Genomic DNA, 16,781 nt, shown 5'->3' with positions numbered 1-16,781 from the left:
GCGGGTCCATCCATAAGTGACAGCCGAAGCCGCCTTTCAATTTCGAACCATGCAGTTCAAAATGTTATCCGGTATTAGCCCCGGTTTCCCGGAGTTATCCCAGTCTTATGGGCAGGTTACCCACGTGTTACTCACCCGTCCGCCGCTAACTTCTTGAGAGCAAGCTCTCAATCCATTCGCTCGACTTGCATGTATTAGGCACGCCGCCAGCGTTCATCCTGAGCCAGGATCAAACTCTCCAATAAAGTTAGTTTGTCTAGCATCTAAAAATAAAAATTGACGTTTCACGTTGTTTGTTTCGTTTAGTTTTCAAAGTTCAATATCGCGTTTCAGCGACTTTTATAATTTAACATTTCTCATTAAATCTGTCAACAACTTTTTTCTTTCGTTCCTGACGACGCTTATTAATTTACCATATTAATCATTTAATAGTCAACACTTTTTAAAAAAATGCCAAAATAATTTTATCTTGGCATGATATAAAGCTTAATAATCACTAATGCCGCCACACCTGGTAGGCCTAATAAACTCGTTATTGCCGCTGTACCCATGTTAATCGGGATATGAAAATCAAAATATGTCCCTACAACATTTACGATAAAAAGCAATGCTATGCCTAGAGTAACATGAAAAATCACCTTTCCTATAAAACGTAATGGCTTAGAGGCAACACCAAAAACAAGAAAAATAAACACTAAAGTAAGAATGCCAACAATAATAATTGTAGAATTCATTTTTTCCTCCTTATGAATGACCTATACATCTATTTGTATGGGACAAGACAATAAAAAAGAACAGTTATCATAAACGGCATCTCTTTCATATAAACCTAATAAAACAACACCTCAGCATTTAACAAATAAAATAAAAAGGCCTGCTCAGAAAGCAGAACCCTTTACCATTGTTCCATTTTTACAGGACGACGCTTTGCTTCTTTCAACAAGAAGAAATATTTCGCCTCTGCTATTTTCAAAGAACAAATGACATCTTGAGATGGTTCTACACTTTGTTCGACCATTCTCTTCTGACGTAACCACTCATTCTTCACTTTTTCCAAAAGTACAATTAACTTATCATCATACTCTTTACGCAATTTACCCTTTTTTTGAAAGAACATTTTTGTTTCTCCTCTTATACTTCTCTGCGACCTTCTAATGCTTTCGATAGTGTCACTTCATCTGCATATTCTAAATCTCCACCAACTGGCAGACCATGTGCAATACGAGTTACTTTAATGCCTGTAGGTTTTAAGAGGCGGGAGATATACATCGCTGTAGCTTCCCCTTCAATATTAGGGTTTGTTGCTAATATTACTTCTTGTACCGTTTCATCATGTAGTCGCTTTAAGAGTTGCGGGATATTAATGTCTTCCGGTCCAATTCCCTCCATAGGAGAAATCGCACCACGTAACACATGATATACACCTTGATACTCTTTCATTTTTTCCATCGCGATTACATCTTTCGGTTCTTGCACGACACAAACAACTGATTGATCTCGATGCGAATCATTACAAATATAACAAGGATCACGATCAGTAATATGTCCACATACAGAACAATACGCTAAATCTCGCTTCGCATTTACAAGTGCTTTCGCAAAACCTAACACATCATCTTCTTTCATATCTAATACGAAAAATGCCAATCGAACCGCTGTTTTCGGTCCGATACCTGGCAACTTCATAAAACTATCGATTAGTTTTGATATTGGTTCTGGATAATGCATGTATCAATATCCTCCTAGAACATTCCACCTGGTAAGTTTAAGCCTTTTGTAAATTTACCCATCGTAGAGTTTGATAGCTCATCAGCCTTTTTAAGTGCATCATTTGTTGCAGCTAACACTAAGTCTTGTAACATTTCGATATCCTCTGGATCTACAACCTCTTCTTTAATCTTCACTTCAAGAATTTGCTTGTGACCATTTGCAATAACTGTAATCATTCCGCCGCCAGCTGTACCTTCAACTGTTTTTTCACCAAGCTCTTCTTGTGCTTTCGCCATGTCTTTTTGCATCTTTTGCATTTGTTTCATCATGTTATTCATATTTCCCATTCCGCCACGCATCATAATTAATTCCTCCTAATTATTATTACTCTTTTATTTCAATGAGTTCTTGTCCTACTAATTTCACTGCCTCTTCTATAAGAGGGTCTTCCTTTTTCTCCGGGCTTTCTTCAGACTCTCCACCTTCACGTTGTAAAAAGTCTTCACGGATTTTACCCCATTCACTTTTTGGAATGGCAATCATATTTAACCTTTTACTTAGCAATTCAAATAAAGCTTGTTCTACTGTATCCATAGCTTCTCGATTTTCGCTCGCCATCTTACAGTGAATCTCATATTGAAATGCTAAAACGTAAGTGTCATCTGAAGCTGCCACTGGTTCGCTATTTTCTAGTAGAACAGCAAATGCTACTTTGTTATATGATTTGAGTCTTCCTAACAACTCACCCCATACAGCTTTTAATTGTTCTAAATCTTGACGCTTCGCTTGTTTTAATACTTCATTTACACGCCCGACAGGAATCTTCATACTTCCTGTTCGTACGGGTTTTGGTGTTGCACGCGTCTCTCTTACTTCCTGTTGTACACCAGCTGGCACACCGTTCTTTTTGACTTGCTCTAACTCTTTCTCCAATTGCTGCATCCTGTTCATAATTGCTTGCAAACGATCAGTACCGTTTGCTTGCATCATAAACTGTTGACACAATTGCACCATAACAACTTCTAAGAAAATACGCGGATGATTTGTCCACTTCATTTCCTGTTGTCCCTTACTAAGGGTATGAATAATCTCATAGATCACTTCCGGTTGCATTTCTTCACTCAACTTACGGAATTGATCATCTACAATTACTCGTTCCAACATATGTTCTAGTTGCGGTGAAGTTTGATATAAAAGCATATCACGATAATAGTAAATGAAATCCTCCATAAAACGAACTGGATCCTTCCCTTTACTCATCATTTCATCTATGATCTGTAATGCTCTTGATACATCATTTTCACGTATGCATTCTACTAAATTGCCTAAGTATTGCTGAGAAACAGATCCTGTTACGGCCAATACATCTTCTGTCGTAACAATCTCATCACTATAAGATATAGCCTGATCAATAAGACTAAGCGCGTCACGCATACCACCTTCAGCAGCACGGGCAACAATTTGTAATGCTTCATCTTCCACTTGCGTACCTTCGTTTGTCACAACCGTTGATAATCTCTCAACAATATCATTCACTGATATTTTTCGGAATTCAAAACGCTGACAACGCGAAATAATTGTAGGCGGGATCTTATGAGGTTCTGTTGTCGCCAAAATAAAGATAACATGTCCTGGCGGCTCTTCTAAGGTTTTTAAAAGCGCATTGAATGCACCCATAGAAAGCATGTGAACTTCATCAATAATGTATACTTTATATTCTACAGCACTTGGAGCATATTTTACTTTATCTCTAATATCTCGAATTTCATCTACACCGTTATTTGAAGCCGCATCAATTTCTAATACATCTGAAATGGATCCTTGTGTAATTCCTAAACAAGAAGGACATTCATTACAAGGTTCAGCTACCGGAGCATGTTCACAGTTAATTGCTTTTGCAAATACTTTTGCAATTGTCGTTTTTCCTGTTCCCCTAGGACCAGAAAATAAATAAGCATGTGAAACTTTCTCTTGAAGAAGGGCATTTTGCAACGTTTTTGTCACGTGCTTTTGACCGACTACATCTTCGAACTTTTGCGGTCTCCATGTTCGGTATAACGCTTGGTATGACACGAAAATACGGCCTCCCTCAAAGGTTATTATCTCATTTATTATAACCCATTCTGTTTATAGATTCCAAAAGTTATTTTCTATACAAAAAACTCACCTTTGTATTAAGGTGAGTTTTGTATACATATATAACTGCCGTGCACCCTCCGTCGATTACGTACCATAAGCGTTACTCAAGCAGTTAGCTCGGTTCAGGCACTCCTGCGGCACACGAGAAGACCCGCTTATTGCTGCTTCCTTCCGGACCTGACAAGGTTCACGGGGTCCCGTTGCGCAGGACCCAAACGTCAACACCACTTACTTAAGGCAGACCTTACAGCAACATAACCTCGAGAGGGGATTCGGCCTCGCTAGAGCGGATTGCGAGTATAGGGCACCGCTACCTCCCCGCTTAGCACGGCAAAGTTAAAACCAATATTCGGTTGCCTTCATTAAAGGCATTATCAGTATAACTTGTTTCTTTATAAAATGCAAATACGTTAGTTCCCAGTATTTTTCTCTAATTTTTTTATCGCTTTTCTTTTTTTACGAAGCTCTCTAAAAAAGTTTGTTAACAACGTACCGCATTCTTCCTCTAATACACCAGATACTACTTCACATTGATGATTGAAGCGTTCATCTGTTAAAAGATTCATTAATGTCCCTGCACACCCGCCCTTCGGATCACTTGCACCATATACAACTCGCTTCACTCGTGATAAAACAATTCCACCCGCACACATTGGACAAGGTTCTAATGTTACATACAATGTTGCATCTTCTAAACGCCATGTCCCTAATTTTTTACACGCCTCATCTATCGCTAGCAACTCAGCATGAGCTATTGATCTTTGCTCAGTTTCCCTTAAATTATGGGCAACACTAATTACCTCACCATCTAACACTATAACTGCTCCAATTGGCACTTCCTGTATTTCCTCTGCCTTTTTGGCTTCTTCTATCGCTAATTGCATAAAATAAATATCTTGATCTTGTTCCATAACATAGTCCTTTCATTACAAATAAAGTACACTTATTTCCATTTACTACACAGGGGATAACTTTTATATATTCAATCCACCCTAAAAGAAAAAAGAGAGGGGATTACATATGAAAAATACCGCCTTGCTCATTATCGATATGATTAATGACTTTCAATTTTCCCACGGACCCATTCTAGCTCAAAAATGTGAGACTATCACAAACCCTATTTTACAATTAAAGAAAAAAATGAAATCCTTCGGCTATCCTATAATTTACGTTAATGACCATTATCAACTTTGGAGATCTGATATCGACCAACTTATTACTCATTGCACAAATAAATATAGCGAAAATATAATCCATAAGATTGCTCCAAATTCTGATGATTACATTTTTATTAAACCACATTATTCCGCTTTTTATGAAACACCTTTAAATTCATTACTAGGTTATTTAAAAATAGAAAATCTAATATTAACAGGAGTTGCCGGAAATATATGTATCCTATTTACAGCTAATGATGCCCATATGAGAAATTATACATTGTATGTACCACAGGATTGTATCGCCTCTAACAACGACCAAGATAATATACATGCTTTAAAAATAATGGAAACTACATTGAAAGCAAATATAACATCGTCATCCAAAATAAAATTTAATTAATACATATATCTATTTTCTAACTTTTTATATCAAATTAACCCGCTCGCTTCCCTCTTGTGCTACAATAATTCTGTTTTGTGTTTTTAGTAGTCACGGTAAATCACTGATTGAAAGGAGGAAACAGCGTGACCGGAGTACCCTTTATCACGGTTGAAGGACCAATTGGTGTTGGAAAAACTTCACTTGCGAAGGAAATTTCAACTCACATGCAACTCCACTTACTAAAAGAGATTGTTGATGAAAATCCCTTTTTAGGAAAGTTCTATGAAGACATCGACGAATGGAGTTTTCAAACAGAGATGTTCTTTCTTTGTAATAGATACAAACAATTAGAAGATATTAACATAAAGTATTTGAATCAAAGGAAACCAGTAGTAGCGGATTACCATATCTTTAAAAATTTAATTTTTGCATCCCGCACATTAAAAGACTCTCAATATGACAAGTACATGCAAATTTATCGTATCCTTACACAAGATATGCCTGTGCCAAACGTCATTGTTTATTTAACAGCTAGCCTAGAAACATTGCAAAAACGAATCGCCATGCGCGGAAGAGAATTTGAAAAAAACATGGATCCAAATTACTTACTACAGCTCACAAAAGATTATGAAACAGCAATGGATGCTTTTAAAAAAGATCATCCGGAAATACCAGTATTGAAATTTAATGGAGACGATATGGATTTTGTAAAAAATCCTGATGATTTAAACGTCATCCTATCTGCCCTTCAAAATACTCTCTTAAAGGAGTCGAAATAATAATGAATTTAAGGCAAAAATATGATATACCCAATGACGCAGTAATCACTATCGCCGGAACGGTAGGTGTGGGTAAATCAACTATGACAACTGCATTAGCTAATGCTTTAGGTTATCGCACATCATTTGAAAAAGTAGATTCCAATCCATACTTGGACAAGTTCTATGCGGACTTCACTCGCTGGAGCTTCCACCTACAAGTGTACTTTTTAGCAGAACGATTTAAGGAACAAAAAAGAATTTTTGAATACGGTGGCGGTTTTGTTCAAGATCGTTCTATTTACGAAGACACTGGAATTTTCGCAAAGATGCATCATGAAAAAGGTACGATGACGGAAACTGATTATGAAACATACAAAGGGTTATTTGACGCTATGGTCATGACTCCTTACTTCCCTCATCCAGACTTATTAATTTACTTAGAAGGTTCTTTCGATGATATTGTCGATCGTATTCAAGAACGCGGACGCCCAATGGAACAGCAAACGCCAATTGAGTACTGGAAAGAAATGCATGGACGTTATGAAAACTGGATTAACAACTTTAATTCATGCCCTGTATTACGCTTAAATATTAATGAGTACGATGTTTTAAAAGATGGGGATTCAATCGAACCAATCATTAAAAAAATTGGCCATTTTTTAAAACAAACACGTAAACTTGTAAAATAAAAAACCCGTGCATATGCACGGGTTTTCCTATTAAATTACTTCTTCTTTGTTGGAGCAATAATTTCACTCTCAGGTTTTCCTGCGTTAATACGCTGACGAACAGTACTTGTACTAATATCGTATGCTTCAGCAATCTCTTTAACAGTCATTTCTTTCCCATTAATTACTGCCGTTAATACTTTACCTGTACGTTTTGGAGCCGCTTCTTTCTTTACAGCTACTTTTTTAACTTGTTTTGGCACCTCTACTTTATTCGTAGCTGGTTTTACATCACAAGTACAACCACAAAGTTTACGGAATGTATCATCACTAATAATGCGTGATACGTTTGCACCACTGTTTAAAATTCTATTGTTCTTACAGACAGGACATTGTACATAATATAAAGTTTTTCCATCTAAAGGAAACGTTTGTATAATAAGATCCATGTTGACTCCTTTCATATCTATGAAGATAATCATCGGAATATGAGTGTGTAATAAGGACAAAATTACCTTACACCATACTTTATGATTGGTTTTAAAATAAAAACTCGTTACGTGTTGGTAACGAGTTCTCCAATCTCCACTTATATGCGCTGTTGTCAATTATATCTGGAGGAGGTAGAGGGATTCGAACCCCCGCGCGACTCTCGCCGCCTGTCGGTTTTCAAGACCGATCCCTTCAGCCAGACTTGGGTATACCTCCATATTGACATCAAATATAATATCAAAAGAAAAACAGTTAGTCAACCCTACTAAAATAAATTATGAGGAAAGGAAAATTTTACTTTCCCCTTCCTACATTACAGTACTGACAACGCTCATAATTACCAATCACTCATACCGATGAATGTTTAAATTTACTTAATAACTGTTTTTCCTCCCATATAAGGGCGAAGAACTTCTGGAATTATAATTGTACCATCTTCTTGTTGGTAGTTCTCTAAAATAGCTGCAACCGTACGTCCAATTGCAAGACCAGATCCATTTAATGTATGGACATGTTCTGGTTTTCCATTTGGCTCACGGCGGAAACGGATATTTGCACGTCTCGCTTGGAAAGCTTCAAAATTACTACAAGAAGAAATTTCACGATATGTGCCATAGCTTGGAATCCATACTTCAATATCGTATTTCTTCGCTGCTGTAAATCCTAAATCGCCTGTGCACATGCTCATAACGCGATATGGCAACTCTAATAATTGTAACACGCGTTCTGCATCATTTGTTAATTTTTCTAACTCTTCATAAGAATCTTCTGGTTTTACGAACTTCACAAGCTCTACTTTATTGAACTGATGCTGGCGAATTAAACCGCGTGTATCGCGACCAGCTGAACCTGCTTCAGAGCGGAAGCAAGAGCTAAATGCAGCATATCTTATAGGCAATTGCTCTTTATTTAAAATCTCATCACGATGCATATTCGTTACAGGTACTTCAGCTGTTGGAATTAAGAAATAATCTTCACTTTCAATACGGAATGCATCTTCTTCAAACTTTGGAAGTTGTCCTGTTCCTGTCATACTTGCACGGTTTACCATATATGGAGGTAATACTTCTTCATATCCATGCTCATCAGTATGAAGATCAAGCATAAAGCTAATTAAAGCACGCTCTAATCTTGCACCAGCACCTTTGTAAAATACGAAGCGGCTTCCTGTTACTTTCCCAGCGCGTTCAAAATCTAAAATTCCTAAATCAGTAGCAAGATCCCAATGTGGTTTTGGTTCAAAAGTAAATTCTTTTACTTCTCCCCAAGTACGCGCTACTACATTATCATCCTCTGTTTCACCGACTGGAGCAGACTCATGAGGGATATTTGGAATAGATAACATTAATCTTTCTAAGTCTTCTTCAACTGTGCGAAGTTCGTTATCAAAATCCTTTACTTTTTCTCCAACCTCACGCATTTCTAAAATTAGAGCTTCTGCATCTTTCTTTTCGCGCTTTAATACAGAGATTTGTTGAGACACTTCATTACGTTTACTTTTTAATTCTTCTGTCTGAACAAGTAGTTCTCTTCTTCTCGTATCAAGTTCTTCAAAACGTCCGAAATCAGTTAAATCTTCACCTCTATGCTGTAATTTCGCTTTTACTTCTTCAAAGTTTGTACGTAAAAATTTAATATCAAGCATTATATACTCCTCCTTTTATTTTATAAAACACAAAAAACTCCCGTCCCTATATAAAGGGACGGGAGTTAACCCGCGTTGCCACCCTAGTTGAAAGCATTACCACTTTCCTCTCAAGTAGAAATAACGGCTCTTCACCGGGAATGCTTACTAATCCAAAAGATGTTCCACATTCCATTCCAGGATGGATTCACAAACTGTTTCTATCGATTTCCACCAACCATCGACTCTCTATAAGAAACAACATTTGTTACTATTTCCTATCAACACGCTTATTTTATAAAATTGTTACCATCAATTTACTATAATCTTATACAAGTTGCAAGTTACTTATACAACTTTTTTCATTTTCGCTTCTTTTACCATTTCAACAAAGTATGCTGTTACACGATGATCATCTGTTAATTCCGGATGGAATGAAGCAGCTAAAAACTGACCTTGTCTTACCGCTACCATTCGATCACCATGCTTAGAAAGCACTTCAACATTATCAGCTACTTCTACAACATACGGCGCACGGATAAATACACCAACGAAGTCTTCACCCACGCCTTCAATTGAAAGCGCAGCTTCAAAACTATCCTTTTGGCGTCCGAACGCATTGCGCTCAACTGTAATATCCATAGCACCAATATGTGATTCTTCATAGCCAATAAGTGTTTTCGCAAGAAGAATCATCCCTGCACATGTACCAAACATTGGTTTACCAGACTTTGCAAATGTGCGAAGTGGTTCCATGAAAGCATACTTATCAATAAGACGGCGCATTGTTGTACTTTCACCGCCTGGTAAAATAAGACCATCAATCTCTTCAAGTTGCTCTATACGCTTTACAACAACAGCTTCTGCACCACTTGCTTCAACTGATTTTACATGTTCACGAACTGCACCTTGAAGACCTAGTACACCGATTTTCACCATTTTAAAGTTCTCCTTTAATTACCATCCACGCTCTTGCATGCGTTGTTCTGGTAATAACGTTGAAATTTCGATACCCTTCATTGCATTACCTAATCCTTTAGAAAGACTTGCAATTAGTTCGTAATCTTCATAATGAGTCGTTGCTTCAACAATCGCACGTGCAAATCTCTCTGGGTTTTCTGATTTGAAGATACCAGATCCAACAAATACCCCATCAGCACCAAGTTGCATCATTAATGCAGCATCTGCTGGCGTTGCTATACCACCTGCCGCAAAGTTTACAACTGGTAAGCGACCAAGACGTTTAATTTCAAGTAATACTTCGTAAGGAGCACCAGTATTTTTTGCATATGTCATTAACTCATCTTCACGTAGACTCGCAACTTGGCGGATTTCTGCATTGACTTGGCGCATATGACGCACTGCCTCTACAATGTTTCCTGTTCCTGGTTCACCTTTTGTACGAAGCATAGATGCACCTTCTGCAATACGACGTGCAGCTTCTCCGATATCACGGCAACCACATACAAATGGAACTGTGTAATCACGTTTATTTAAATGGTATACTTCATCAGCAGGAGTTAATACTTCACTCTCATCGATATAGTCTACCCCTAATGATTCTAATACACGTGCTTCTACAAGGTGACCGATACGGCATTTTGCCATAACCGGAATTGACACTGCACCCATAACTTCTTCAACGATTGTTGGGTCTGCCATACGAGAAACGCCACCTGCTGCACGAATGTCTGCTGGTACACGCTCTAATGCCATAACGGCAACTGCGCCTGCCTCTTCTGCAATTTTTGCTTGTTCAGCGTTAATTACGTCCATAATAACGCCGCCTTTTTGCATTTCTGCCATTCCACGTTTTACACGCTCTGTCCCTGTTACATTTGTCATGTACAAAAACCCCCCTAGGTGAATTGCTTTCCCCCGTTAAAGGCGAAAATTAAGAATACTCTTACATTCTACCACTAACTATCAGATGCTTGTCTACTACTTTTTCATAAAGTCGGTATGAAAAATAGGAATAAAAAAAAAGCCCCTACCATGAGGAGCTTCTAAAACCAACCTTTTACTGTATCAACAGCACTATTCCACATACCACTAAAGAATGAACCAATTCCGCGCATAGCACGAGTAAACCAGTTTGCTTCTTCTACTCCAGATGTTGTTACAAGATCCACTTGCAACGACTTACCAGTTAAAAATCCAGGGTCGTTTGTATCTTTTGGCGTAATTACCATTTGACCAAGCGCAGCTCCCTTTTTAATAGGTGCTTCTTGTCCCTTACTTGATTCTTTTAATTCTGTTTTATAAACATCTTTACTTCCTTTTGGCACTGGAAGTGAAATAGCTTGTTTCGTTTGAACTGCTATATCTTTATCTTTCGCATTTTCTACTCTTACTGTTTCTTGTCCTTTTACTGAAGAACCTTTTTTATACATTTGTTTCACTTCAAAGTTAGCAAATCCATAATCATATAGCTTCTTTGTTTCATCAAAACGTGCTGTATGAGAACTTGTTTTAATAACTACAGAAATAAAACGCATACCGTTTCTTTCAACCGTACCAGTGAAGCAATCTCCTGCTTCTGGAGTTGAGCCTGTTTTCAGACCATCTACGCCATCATATTCTTTAACTAAGCCCTTTAACATCCAGTTCCAGTTTGACATTGCAAACTTCTCTTTTTCTGGACGGAATTCTTTTTTAGGAATTTTTGCTGTATCTAACACTTTTGGATAATCTTTAATTAAATGTTGTGCTAAAGTTGCAACATCCTTTGCAGACATTTTATTTTCTTCATCTGCTGTTGTTCCTTCAGGGTGCATTCCCTTTAAATCTTTATTCGTTAAACCTGTAGAATTGACAAATTTATAATTTTTCAACCCTAGTTCTTTCGATTTATCATTCATCATTTTTACGAAATCTACTTCTTTACCTGCAATTGCTTCTGCTAATGCAATTGTTGCACCATTTGCAGAAAAGATTGCCATTGCCTCATATAACTCTTTTACTGTATAAGAGCCACCATTTTCTAATGCAACATTTGATAATGAAGCATCTTGTGAAACCTTATATGCATATTCAGAAACCTTAATTTTCTGATCCCACTTAAGTTTTCCTTTATCCACTGCTTCGTGAACTAAATATTCACTCATCATCTTTGTCATACTAGCAATGGATAATAATTCATCTGCATTCTTTTGATATAAAATTTTCCCAGAATTCGCTTCTACTAAAATTGCCGCGCCTGCTTCAATGTTTAAAGCGGCTCCTGTTTCAGCTGATGCATTGCTATATGGCATAAAAATGCTACAAGCTAGTGTAAGCACTGTTACCAAAGCAATGAATCTTTTGCAAAACATACCTTTCACTTTTGCTACCCCCAATATCTATGTACTCACATAACCGTTATTCTAACATAATCAAAAAAAAATAGACAGAGATATCAAATCTCTGTCTATTTGTATATAAGACATTATAATGAGTAGTTTGGAGCCTCTTTTGTAATTTGTACGTGATGAGGATGACTTTCACGTAAGCCTGCACCTGACATACGAATGAATTGTGCATTTTCGCGTAAGAATTCTAAATCCTGTGCTCCGCAATATCCCATACCTGCACGTAAGCCACCAACTAATTGGTGAACTGTATCTGCTAAAGGTCCTTTATATGGTACTCGTCCTTCAATACCTTCTGGGACAAGTTTTTTATTTCCTTCTTGGAAGTAACGATCTTTACTTCCTTTTTCCATCGCACCGACAGAACCCATACCACGATACACTTTAAATTGACGACCTTGGTAAATTTCAGTTTCTCCAGGACTTTCGGCAACACCAGCAAACATACTACCTAGCATAACAACATGTGCTCCTGCTGCTAAAGCTTTAACCATATCACCAGAGTACTTAACACCGCCATCAGCAATAACTGGAATACCGTGTTTACGAGCTTCGGTTGCACAATCATAAACTGCTGTTAATTGTGGTACACCAACACCAGCTACAACACGTGTTGTACAAATAGAACCTGGTCCAATACCAACTTTAACTACGTTTGCACCAGCTTCAATTAATGCTTTCGTTGCTTCAGCTGTAGCAACATTTCCAGCGATAATATTTAATGATGGATATTTAGCACGAACTTCTTTTACCTTATCAATAACGCCTTTAGAATGCCCATGAGCTGTATCAAGTACAATTGCATCTACACTAGCTTTTACTAATGCATCGATACGAAGCATAGCATCAGCTGTTACACCAACTGCCGCTCCAACTAATAAGCGTCCTTGCTTATCTTTAGCAGAGTTTGGGAATTCAATTACTTTTTCAATATCTTTTATTGTAATCAGCCCTTGTAATACACCGTTATTATCAACAAGAGGGAGTTTTTCAATTTTATACTTTTGTAGGATCTTTTCAGCTTCTTCCAGTGTAGTACCAACTGGAGCTGTAATTAATTGTTCTTTTGTCATTACGTCAGAAATTTTGATTGAGTAGTCTTGGATGAAGCGCATATCACGGTTTGTAATAATACCAACTAATTTTCGCTCATCTAAATTATTTACAACCGGTACACCTGAGATACGATATTTTCCCATAAGATGTTCTGCATCATATACTTGATGTTCTGGAGTTAAGAAGAAAGGATCTGAAATAACGCCGCTTTCAGAGCGCTTTACTTTATCAACTTGCTCTGCTTGTTGCTCAATAGACATATTCTTATGAATAATTCCTAAACCACCTTGGCGAGCCATTGCAATAGCCATGTCAGCTTCTGTTACTGTATCCATTCCTGCACTAATTAACGGGATGTTTAGCTGTAAGCTTTCAGATAAAACTGTTTTAACACTTACTTCTCTTGGTAATATATCTGACCTAGCTGGTACAAGTAATACATCATCAAAAGTCAAACCTTCTTTAACAAATTTAGATTCCCACATAATTGTTCCCCCTATGATACCAGAAATTATTATTAGTAGCTTATCAATTGGTTAAAATACTGTCAAGGACGTATATATATGTTAGAATTTTTAGACAATAAAAGGAGCGTAATATATGCATCAAACATCTTGCACTTGGCAGCAGTTAAGTTTCTTTTTTTCATCTCAAAACGTACAACGTTATCTTGCCCGTTGTTATGAAAAATCCTCTATTCAGGATGCCGAAAAAAAAAGTTTTGAAAATTGTTATCCCTTTATTTATTACTTAGAACACGGGAAAAATTATTATGAATTATATAAGACAGCTCCATTTTCCATTCAACCAATGTTGTTATTTTATGGAATTAGCCAACTTTTTAAAGCATGTCTACTAACCATTGATCCTAACTATCCTGAATCCACTACTGTTTTAGCTCATGGCGTTACAACTCGCAAACGAAAAAAACAAGGGTATCAATTTTTAGAAGATGAGGTGAAGGTACAAAAAAACGGATTGTTTACTCATGTTGCAGAACAACTGTTTCACATGAAACACTTAGAAGCAGAAAAATTTAACATGTTAGAACTAATGGGAAATATTCCAGAATTACAAAATTTGTTCCGCTATAGTCAAAAAGGATCAACTTTATATAAAATCGATTCAACAATTAAAAATGAGCTCTCCTTTTCAGTCAACCTACTAGATCGATTACATATGACTAAAGAGAGATTTTCTCGCTACATTGAAACATCTTGTAAGCATTTATCAATGCAACATGTACCTGAGAAAACTAATGAATCGAATTTACTTTTTACGGCGCCAATTCAATCATGGAATCCTATGTACAGTACTCCTTTATACTATGAATATCTTACTAATACTTATTATTTACCACTTACAACTGATCCTAGAAATCCTAAAACAGTATTACCCGAACTCCTCGTTCATTATTTATTGCTCTATAATTTAAGCATGATTTCTAGGTATGAAACAGATTGGTGGTATGACTTACTTGGAAGCTATGGCTCTGAAGATTATCCATTTATTTATCAATTTCTTAATATTTCTGCTCAAAAAATCCCTTACTATATTTCATCATTTTTACTAACAGAACCTAACCTATTTCATGGGAAATAAAAAAAACACAAGTCAAAAGACTTGTGTTTTTAGTTGCTTGGCGACGTCCTACTCTCACAGGGACAAGGTCCCAACTACCATCGGCGCTAGAGAGCTTAACTTCCGTGTTCGGTATGGGAACGGGTGTGACCTCTCTGCCATCATCACCAAACTATGAAGGCATATTCCTTCAAAACTAGATAACATTTGCTACATATTATATGGTTAAGTCCTCGATCTATTAGTATTCGTCAGCTCCACATGTCACCATGCTTCCACCTCGAACCTATCAACCTGATCATCTTTCAGGGATCTTACTAGCTTACGCTATGGGAAATCTCATCTTGAGGGGGGCTTCATGCTTAGATGCTTTCAGCACTTATCCCTTCCGCACATAGCTACCCAGCTATGCCCTTGGCAGAACAACTGGTACACCAGCGGTGCGTCCATCCCGGTCCTCTCGTACTAAGGACAGCTCCTCTCAAATTTCCTACGCCCACGACGGATAGGGACCGAACTGTCTCACGACGTTCTGAACCCAGCTCGCGTACCGCTTTAATGGGCGAACAGCCCAACCCTTGGGACCGACTACAGCCCCAGGATGCGATGAGCCGACATCGAGGTGCCAAACCTCCCCGTCGATGTGGACTCTTGGGGGAGATAAGCCTGTTATCCCCGGGGTAGCTTTTATCCGTTGAGCGATGGCCCTTCCATGCGGAACCACCGGATCACTAAGCCCGACTTTCGTCCCTGCTCGACTTGTAGGTCTCGCAGTCAAGCTCCCTTATGCCTTTGCACTCTACGAATGATTTCCAACCATTCTGAGGGAACCTTTGGGCGCCTCCGTTACACTTTAGGAGGCGACCGCCCCAGTCAAACTGCCCACCTGACACTGTCTCCCGGGTCGATAAGACCCGTAGGTTAGAATTTCAATACAGTCAGGGCGGTATCCCACCAGCGCCTCCACCGAAGCTAGCGCTCCGGTTTCAATGGCTCCCGCCTATCCTGTACAAACTGTACCAAAATTCAATATCAGGCTACAGTAAAGCTCCACGGGGTCTTTCCGTCCTGTCGCGGGTAACCTGCATCTTCACAGGTACTATAATTTCACCGAGTCTCTGGTTGAGACAGTGCCCAAATCGTTACACCTTTCGTGCGGGTCGGAACTTACCCGACAAGGAATTTCGCTACCTTAGGACCGTTATAGTTACGGCCGCCGTTTACTGGGGCTTCAGTTCAGAGCTTCGCTTACGCTAACCCCTCTCCTTAACCTTCCAGCACCGGGCAGGTGTCACCCCCTATACTTCGCCTTACGGCTTCGCAGAGAGCTGTGTTTTTGCTAAACAGTCGCTTGGGCCTATTCACTGCGGCTTTCCGTTAAGAAAGCACCCCTTCTCCCGAAGTTACGGGGTCATTTTGCCGAGTTCCTTAACCAGAGTTCTCTCGCACACCTTAGGATTCTCTCCTCGCCTACCTGTGTCGGTTTGCGGTACAGGCACCTTTTATCTCGCTAGAAGCTTTTCTTGGCAGCGGGGAATCAAAGACTTCGCTCCATAAGGAGCTTCCCCATCACAGCTCAGCCTTCACGATAAGCGGATTTGCCTACTTATCAGCCTAACTGCTTGGACGTGCACAACCAATCGCACGCTTCTTCTATCCTTCTGCGTCCCTCCATTGCTCAAACGATAAAGAGGTGGTACAGGAATATCAACCTGTTGTCCATCGCCTACGCCTGTCGGCCTCGGCTTAGGTCCTGACTAACCCTGAGCGGACGAGCCTTCCTCAGGAAACCTTAGGCATTCGGTGGACGGGATTCTCACCCGTCTTTCGCTACTCATACCGGCATTCTCACTTCTAA

16 protein-coding genes, 1 tRNA gene, 3 rRNA genes, 1 other RNA gene and 1 other annotated feature are annotated in these 16,781 nt (G+C 38.6%); of the genes, 4 read left to right on the top strand and 17 right to left on the bottom strand.

Going from position 1 to position 16,781, the window contains the following annotated elements; translation table 11 throughout:
* The 8 genes from ACO6VI_RS30860 to tadA form a co-directional block, all read right to left on the bottom strand.
* Nucleotides 1-245 (bottom strand): 16S ribosomal RNA (locus ACO6VI_RS30860); the annotation flags it as partial.
* 219 nt (nt 246-464) lie between these two features.
* A complete protein-coding gene (locus ACO6VI_RS30855) occupies nt 465-734 on the bottom strand; it encodes a pro-sigmaK processing inhibitor BofA family protein (protein ID WP_001089273.1) in 270 nt (89 codons plus the stop codon).
* Between the two features lie 161 nt (nt 735-895).
* Nucleotides 896-1,117 carry a YaaL family protein gene (locus ACO6VI_RS30850; protein ID WP_000466019.1) on the bottom strand — a complete coding sequence of 74 codons (222 nt, stop codon included), beginning with the start codon at nt 1,115-1,117 and terminating at the stop codon, nt 896-898.
* A 14-nt stretch (nt 1,118-1,131) separates the two neighbouring features.
* Nucleotides 1,132-1,728, bottom strand: coding sequence for a recombination protein RecR (gene recR, locus ACO6VI_RS30845; RefSeq protein ID WP_000559169.1), 597 nt, complete (start codon nt 1,726-1,728; stop codon nt 1,132-1,134).
* 14 nt (nt 1,729-1,742) lie between these two features.
* Entirely contained in the window at nt 1,743-2,069 is a 327-nt protein-coding gene (locus ACO6VI_RS30840) for a YbaB/EbfC family nucleoid-associated protein (protein WP_014894853.1), read from the bottom strand.
* A gap of 25 nt (nt 2,070-2,094) precedes the next feature.
* Nucleotides 2,095-3,783, bottom strand: coding sequence for a DNA polymerase III subunit gamma/tau (dnaX, locus tag ACO6VI_RS30835; RefSeq protein WP_000121561.1), 1,689 nt, complete (start codon nt 3,781-3,783; stop codon nt 2,095-2,097).
* A 132-nt stretch (nt 3,784-3,915) separates the two neighbouring features.
* Nucleotides 3,916-4,180, bottom strand: an RNA gene (gene ffs, locus ACO6VI_RS30830) — signal recognition particle sRNA large type.
* 79 nt (nt 4,181-4,259) lie between these two features.
* A complete protein-coding gene (gene tadA / locus ACO6VI_RS30825; RefSeq protein ID WP_000434330.1) occupies nt 4,260-4,760 on the bottom strand; it encodes a tRNA adenosine(34) deaminase TadA in 501 nt (166 codons plus the stop codon).
* A gap of 109 nt (nt 4,761-4,869) precedes the next feature.
* Between tadA and ACO6VI_RS30820 the strand changes: the two genes are divergently transcribed.
* From ACO6VI_RS30820 to ACO6VI_RS30810, 3 genes are all read left to right on the top strand, one after another.
* Nucleotides 4,870-5,409, top strand: a complete 540-nt coding sequence (locus ACO6VI_RS30820) for an isochorismatase family cysteine hydrolase (protein WP_000798736.1) — start codon at nt 4,870-4,872, stop codon at nt 5,407-5,409.
* Nucleotides 5,410-5,534: 125 nt separating this feature from the next.
* Nucleotides 5,535-6,170, top strand: a complete 636-nt coding sequence (locus ACO6VI_RS30815) for a deoxynucleoside kinase (RefSeq protein ID WP_000148218.1) — start codon at nt 5,535-5,537, stop codon at nt 6,168-6,170.
* Between the two features lie 2 nt (nt 6,171-6,172).
* Nucleotides 6,173-6,841, top strand: coding sequence for a deoxynucleoside kinase (locus ACO6VI_RS30810; protein WP_023520809.1), 669 nt, complete (start codon nt 6,173-6,175; stop codon nt 6,839-6,841).
* Between the two features lie 35 nt (nt 6,842-6,876).
* Here ACO6VI_RS30810 and ACO6VI_RS30805 read toward each other — a convergent pair whose 3' ends face one another.
* From ACO6VI_RS30805 to guaB, 7 genes are all read right to left on the bottom strand, one after another.
* Nucleotides 6,877-7,269, bottom strand: coding sequence for a DUF3797 domain-containing protein (locus ACO6VI_RS30805; protein WP_422424963.1), 393 nt, complete (start codon nt 7,267-7,269; stop codon nt 6,877-6,879).
* Between the two features lie 166 nt (nt 7,270-7,435).
* Nucleotides 7,436-7,528, bottom strand: a tRNA-Ser gene (locus ACO6VI_RS30800).
* Between the two features lie 154 nt (nt 7,529-7,682).
* Complete coding sequence (gene serS, locus ACO6VI_RS30795; RefSeq protein ID WP_000884174.1) at nt 7,683-8,957, bottom strand: serine--tRNA ligase; 1,275 nt, start codon at nt 8,955-8,957, stop codon at nt 7,683-7,685.
* A gap of 51 nt (nt 8,958-9,008) precedes the next feature.
* Nucleotides 9,009-9,230 (bottom strand) — a binding site (T-box leader).
* Nucleotides 9,231-9,284: 54 nt separating this feature from the next.
* Nucleotides 9,285-9,875 carry a pyridoxal 5'-phosphate synthase glutaminase subunit PdxT gene (pdxT, locus tag ACO6VI_RS30790; protein ID WP_023520807.1) on the bottom strand — a complete coding sequence of 197 codons (591 nt, stop codon included), beginning with the start codon at nt 9,873-9,875 and terminating at the stop codon, nt 9,285-9,287.
* An 18-nt stretch (nt 9,876-9,893) separates the two neighbouring features.
* A complete protein-coding gene (gene pdxS, locus ACO6VI_RS30785) occupies nt 9,894-10,781 on the bottom strand; it encodes a pyridoxal 5'-phosphate synthase lyase subunit PdxS (RefSeq protein WP_000186154.1) in 888 nt (295 codons plus the stop codon).
* Between the two features lie 161 nt (nt 10,782-10,942).
* Complete coding sequence (gene dacA / locus ACO6VI_RS30780) at nt 10,943-12,250, bottom strand: D-alanyl-D-alanine carboxypeptidase DacA (protein WP_142343975.1); 1,308 nt, start codon at nt 12,248-12,250, stop codon at nt 10,943-10,945.
* A gap of 113 nt (nt 12,251-12,363) precedes the next feature.
* The gene (gene guaB, locus ACO6VI_RS30775; RefSeq protein WP_000264089.1) at nt 12,364-13,827 is read right to left on the bottom strand and encodes an IMP dehydrogenase; all 1,464 of its coding nucleotides are present in this window, start codon (nt 13,825-13,827) and stop codon (nt 12,364-12,366) included.
* Between the two features lie 115 nt (nt 13,828-13,942).
* Here guaB and ACO6VI_RS30770 point away from each other — a divergent pair, with 115 nt between their 5' ends.
* Nucleotides 13,943-14,944 carry a YaaC family protein gene (locus ACO6VI_RS30770; protein ID WP_097961910.1) on the top strand — a complete coding sequence of 334 codons (1,002 nt, stop codon included), beginning with the start codon at nt 13,943-13,945 and terminating at the stop codon, nt 14,942-14,944.
* 35 nt (nt 14,945-14,979) lie between these two features.
* On the opposite strand, the gene rrf is transcribed toward ACO6VI_RS30770, so the two are convergent.
* Nucleotides 14,980-15,095: ribosomal RNA gene (rrf, locus tag ACO6VI_RS30765) — 5S ribosomal RNA — on the bottom strand.
* 49 nt (nt 15,096-15,144) lie between these two features.
* Nucleotides 15,145-16,781: ribosomal RNA gene (locus ACO6VI_RS30760) — 23S ribosomal RNA — on the bottom strand; the annotation flags it as partial.

It is taken from the genome of Bacillus sp. PSXD-155, from assembly GCF_049310765.1.
Taxonomy (GTDB): Bacteria; Bacillota; Bacilli; order Bacillales; family Bacillaceae_G; genus Bacillus_A; species Bacillus_A cereus.
This window is presented reverse-complemented; position numbering and strand designations above follow the sequence as displayed.

Coding starts and splice junctions, on each gene's coding strand:
- ACO6VI_RS30855 (WP_001089273.1), bottom strand. CDS start 734: ATGAATTCTACAATTATTATTGTTGGCATTCTTACTTTAGTGTTTATT.
- ACO6VI_RS30850 (WP_000466019.1), bottom strand. CDS start 1,117: ATGTTCTTTCAAAAAAAGGGTAAATTGCGTAAAGAGTATGATGATAAG.
- recR (WP_000559169.1), bottom strand. CDS start 1,728: ATGCATTATCCAGAACCAATATCAAAACTAATCGATAGTTTTATGAAG.
- ACO6VI_RS30840 (WP_014894853.1), bottom strand. CDS start 2,069: ATGCGTGGCGGAATGGGAAATATGAATAACATGATGAAACAAATGCAA.
- tadA (WP_000434330.1), bottom strand. CDS start 4,760: ATGGAACAAGATCAAGATATTTATTTTATGCAATTAGCGATAGAAGAA.
- ACO6VI_RS30820 (WP_000798736.1), top strand. CDS start 4,870: ATGAAAAATACCGCCTTGCTCATTATCGATATGATTAATGACTTTCAA.
- ACO6VI_RS30810 (WP_023520809.1), top strand. CDS start 6,173: ATGAATTTAAGGCAAAAATATGATATACCCAATGACGCAGTAATCACT.
- ACO6VI_RS30805 (WP_422424963.1), bottom strand. CDS start 7,269: ATGGATCTTATTATACAAACGTTTCCTTTAGATGGAAAAACTTTATAT.
- serS (WP_000884174.1), bottom strand. CDS start 8,957: ATGCTTGATATTAAATTTTTACGTACAAACTTTGAAGAAGTAAAAGCG.
- pdxT (WP_023520807.1), bottom strand. CDS start 9,875: ATGGTGAAAATCGGTGTACTAGGTCTTCAAGGTGCAGTTCGTGAACAT.
- pdxS (WP_000186154.1), bottom strand. CDS start 10,781: ATGACAAATGTAACAGGGACAGAGCGTGTAAAACGTGGAATGGCAGAA.
- dacA (WP_142343975.1), bottom strand. CDS start 12,250: ATGTTTTGCAAAAGATTCATTGCTTTGGTAACAGTGCTTACACTAGCT.
- guaB (WP_000264089.1), bottom strand. CDS start 13,827: ATGTGGGAATCTAAATTTGTTAAAGAAGGTTTGACTTTTGATGATGTA.
- ACO6VI_RS30770 (WP_097961910.1), top strand. CDS start 13,943: ATGCATCAAACATCTTGCACTTGGCAGCAGTTAAGTTTCTTTTTTTCA.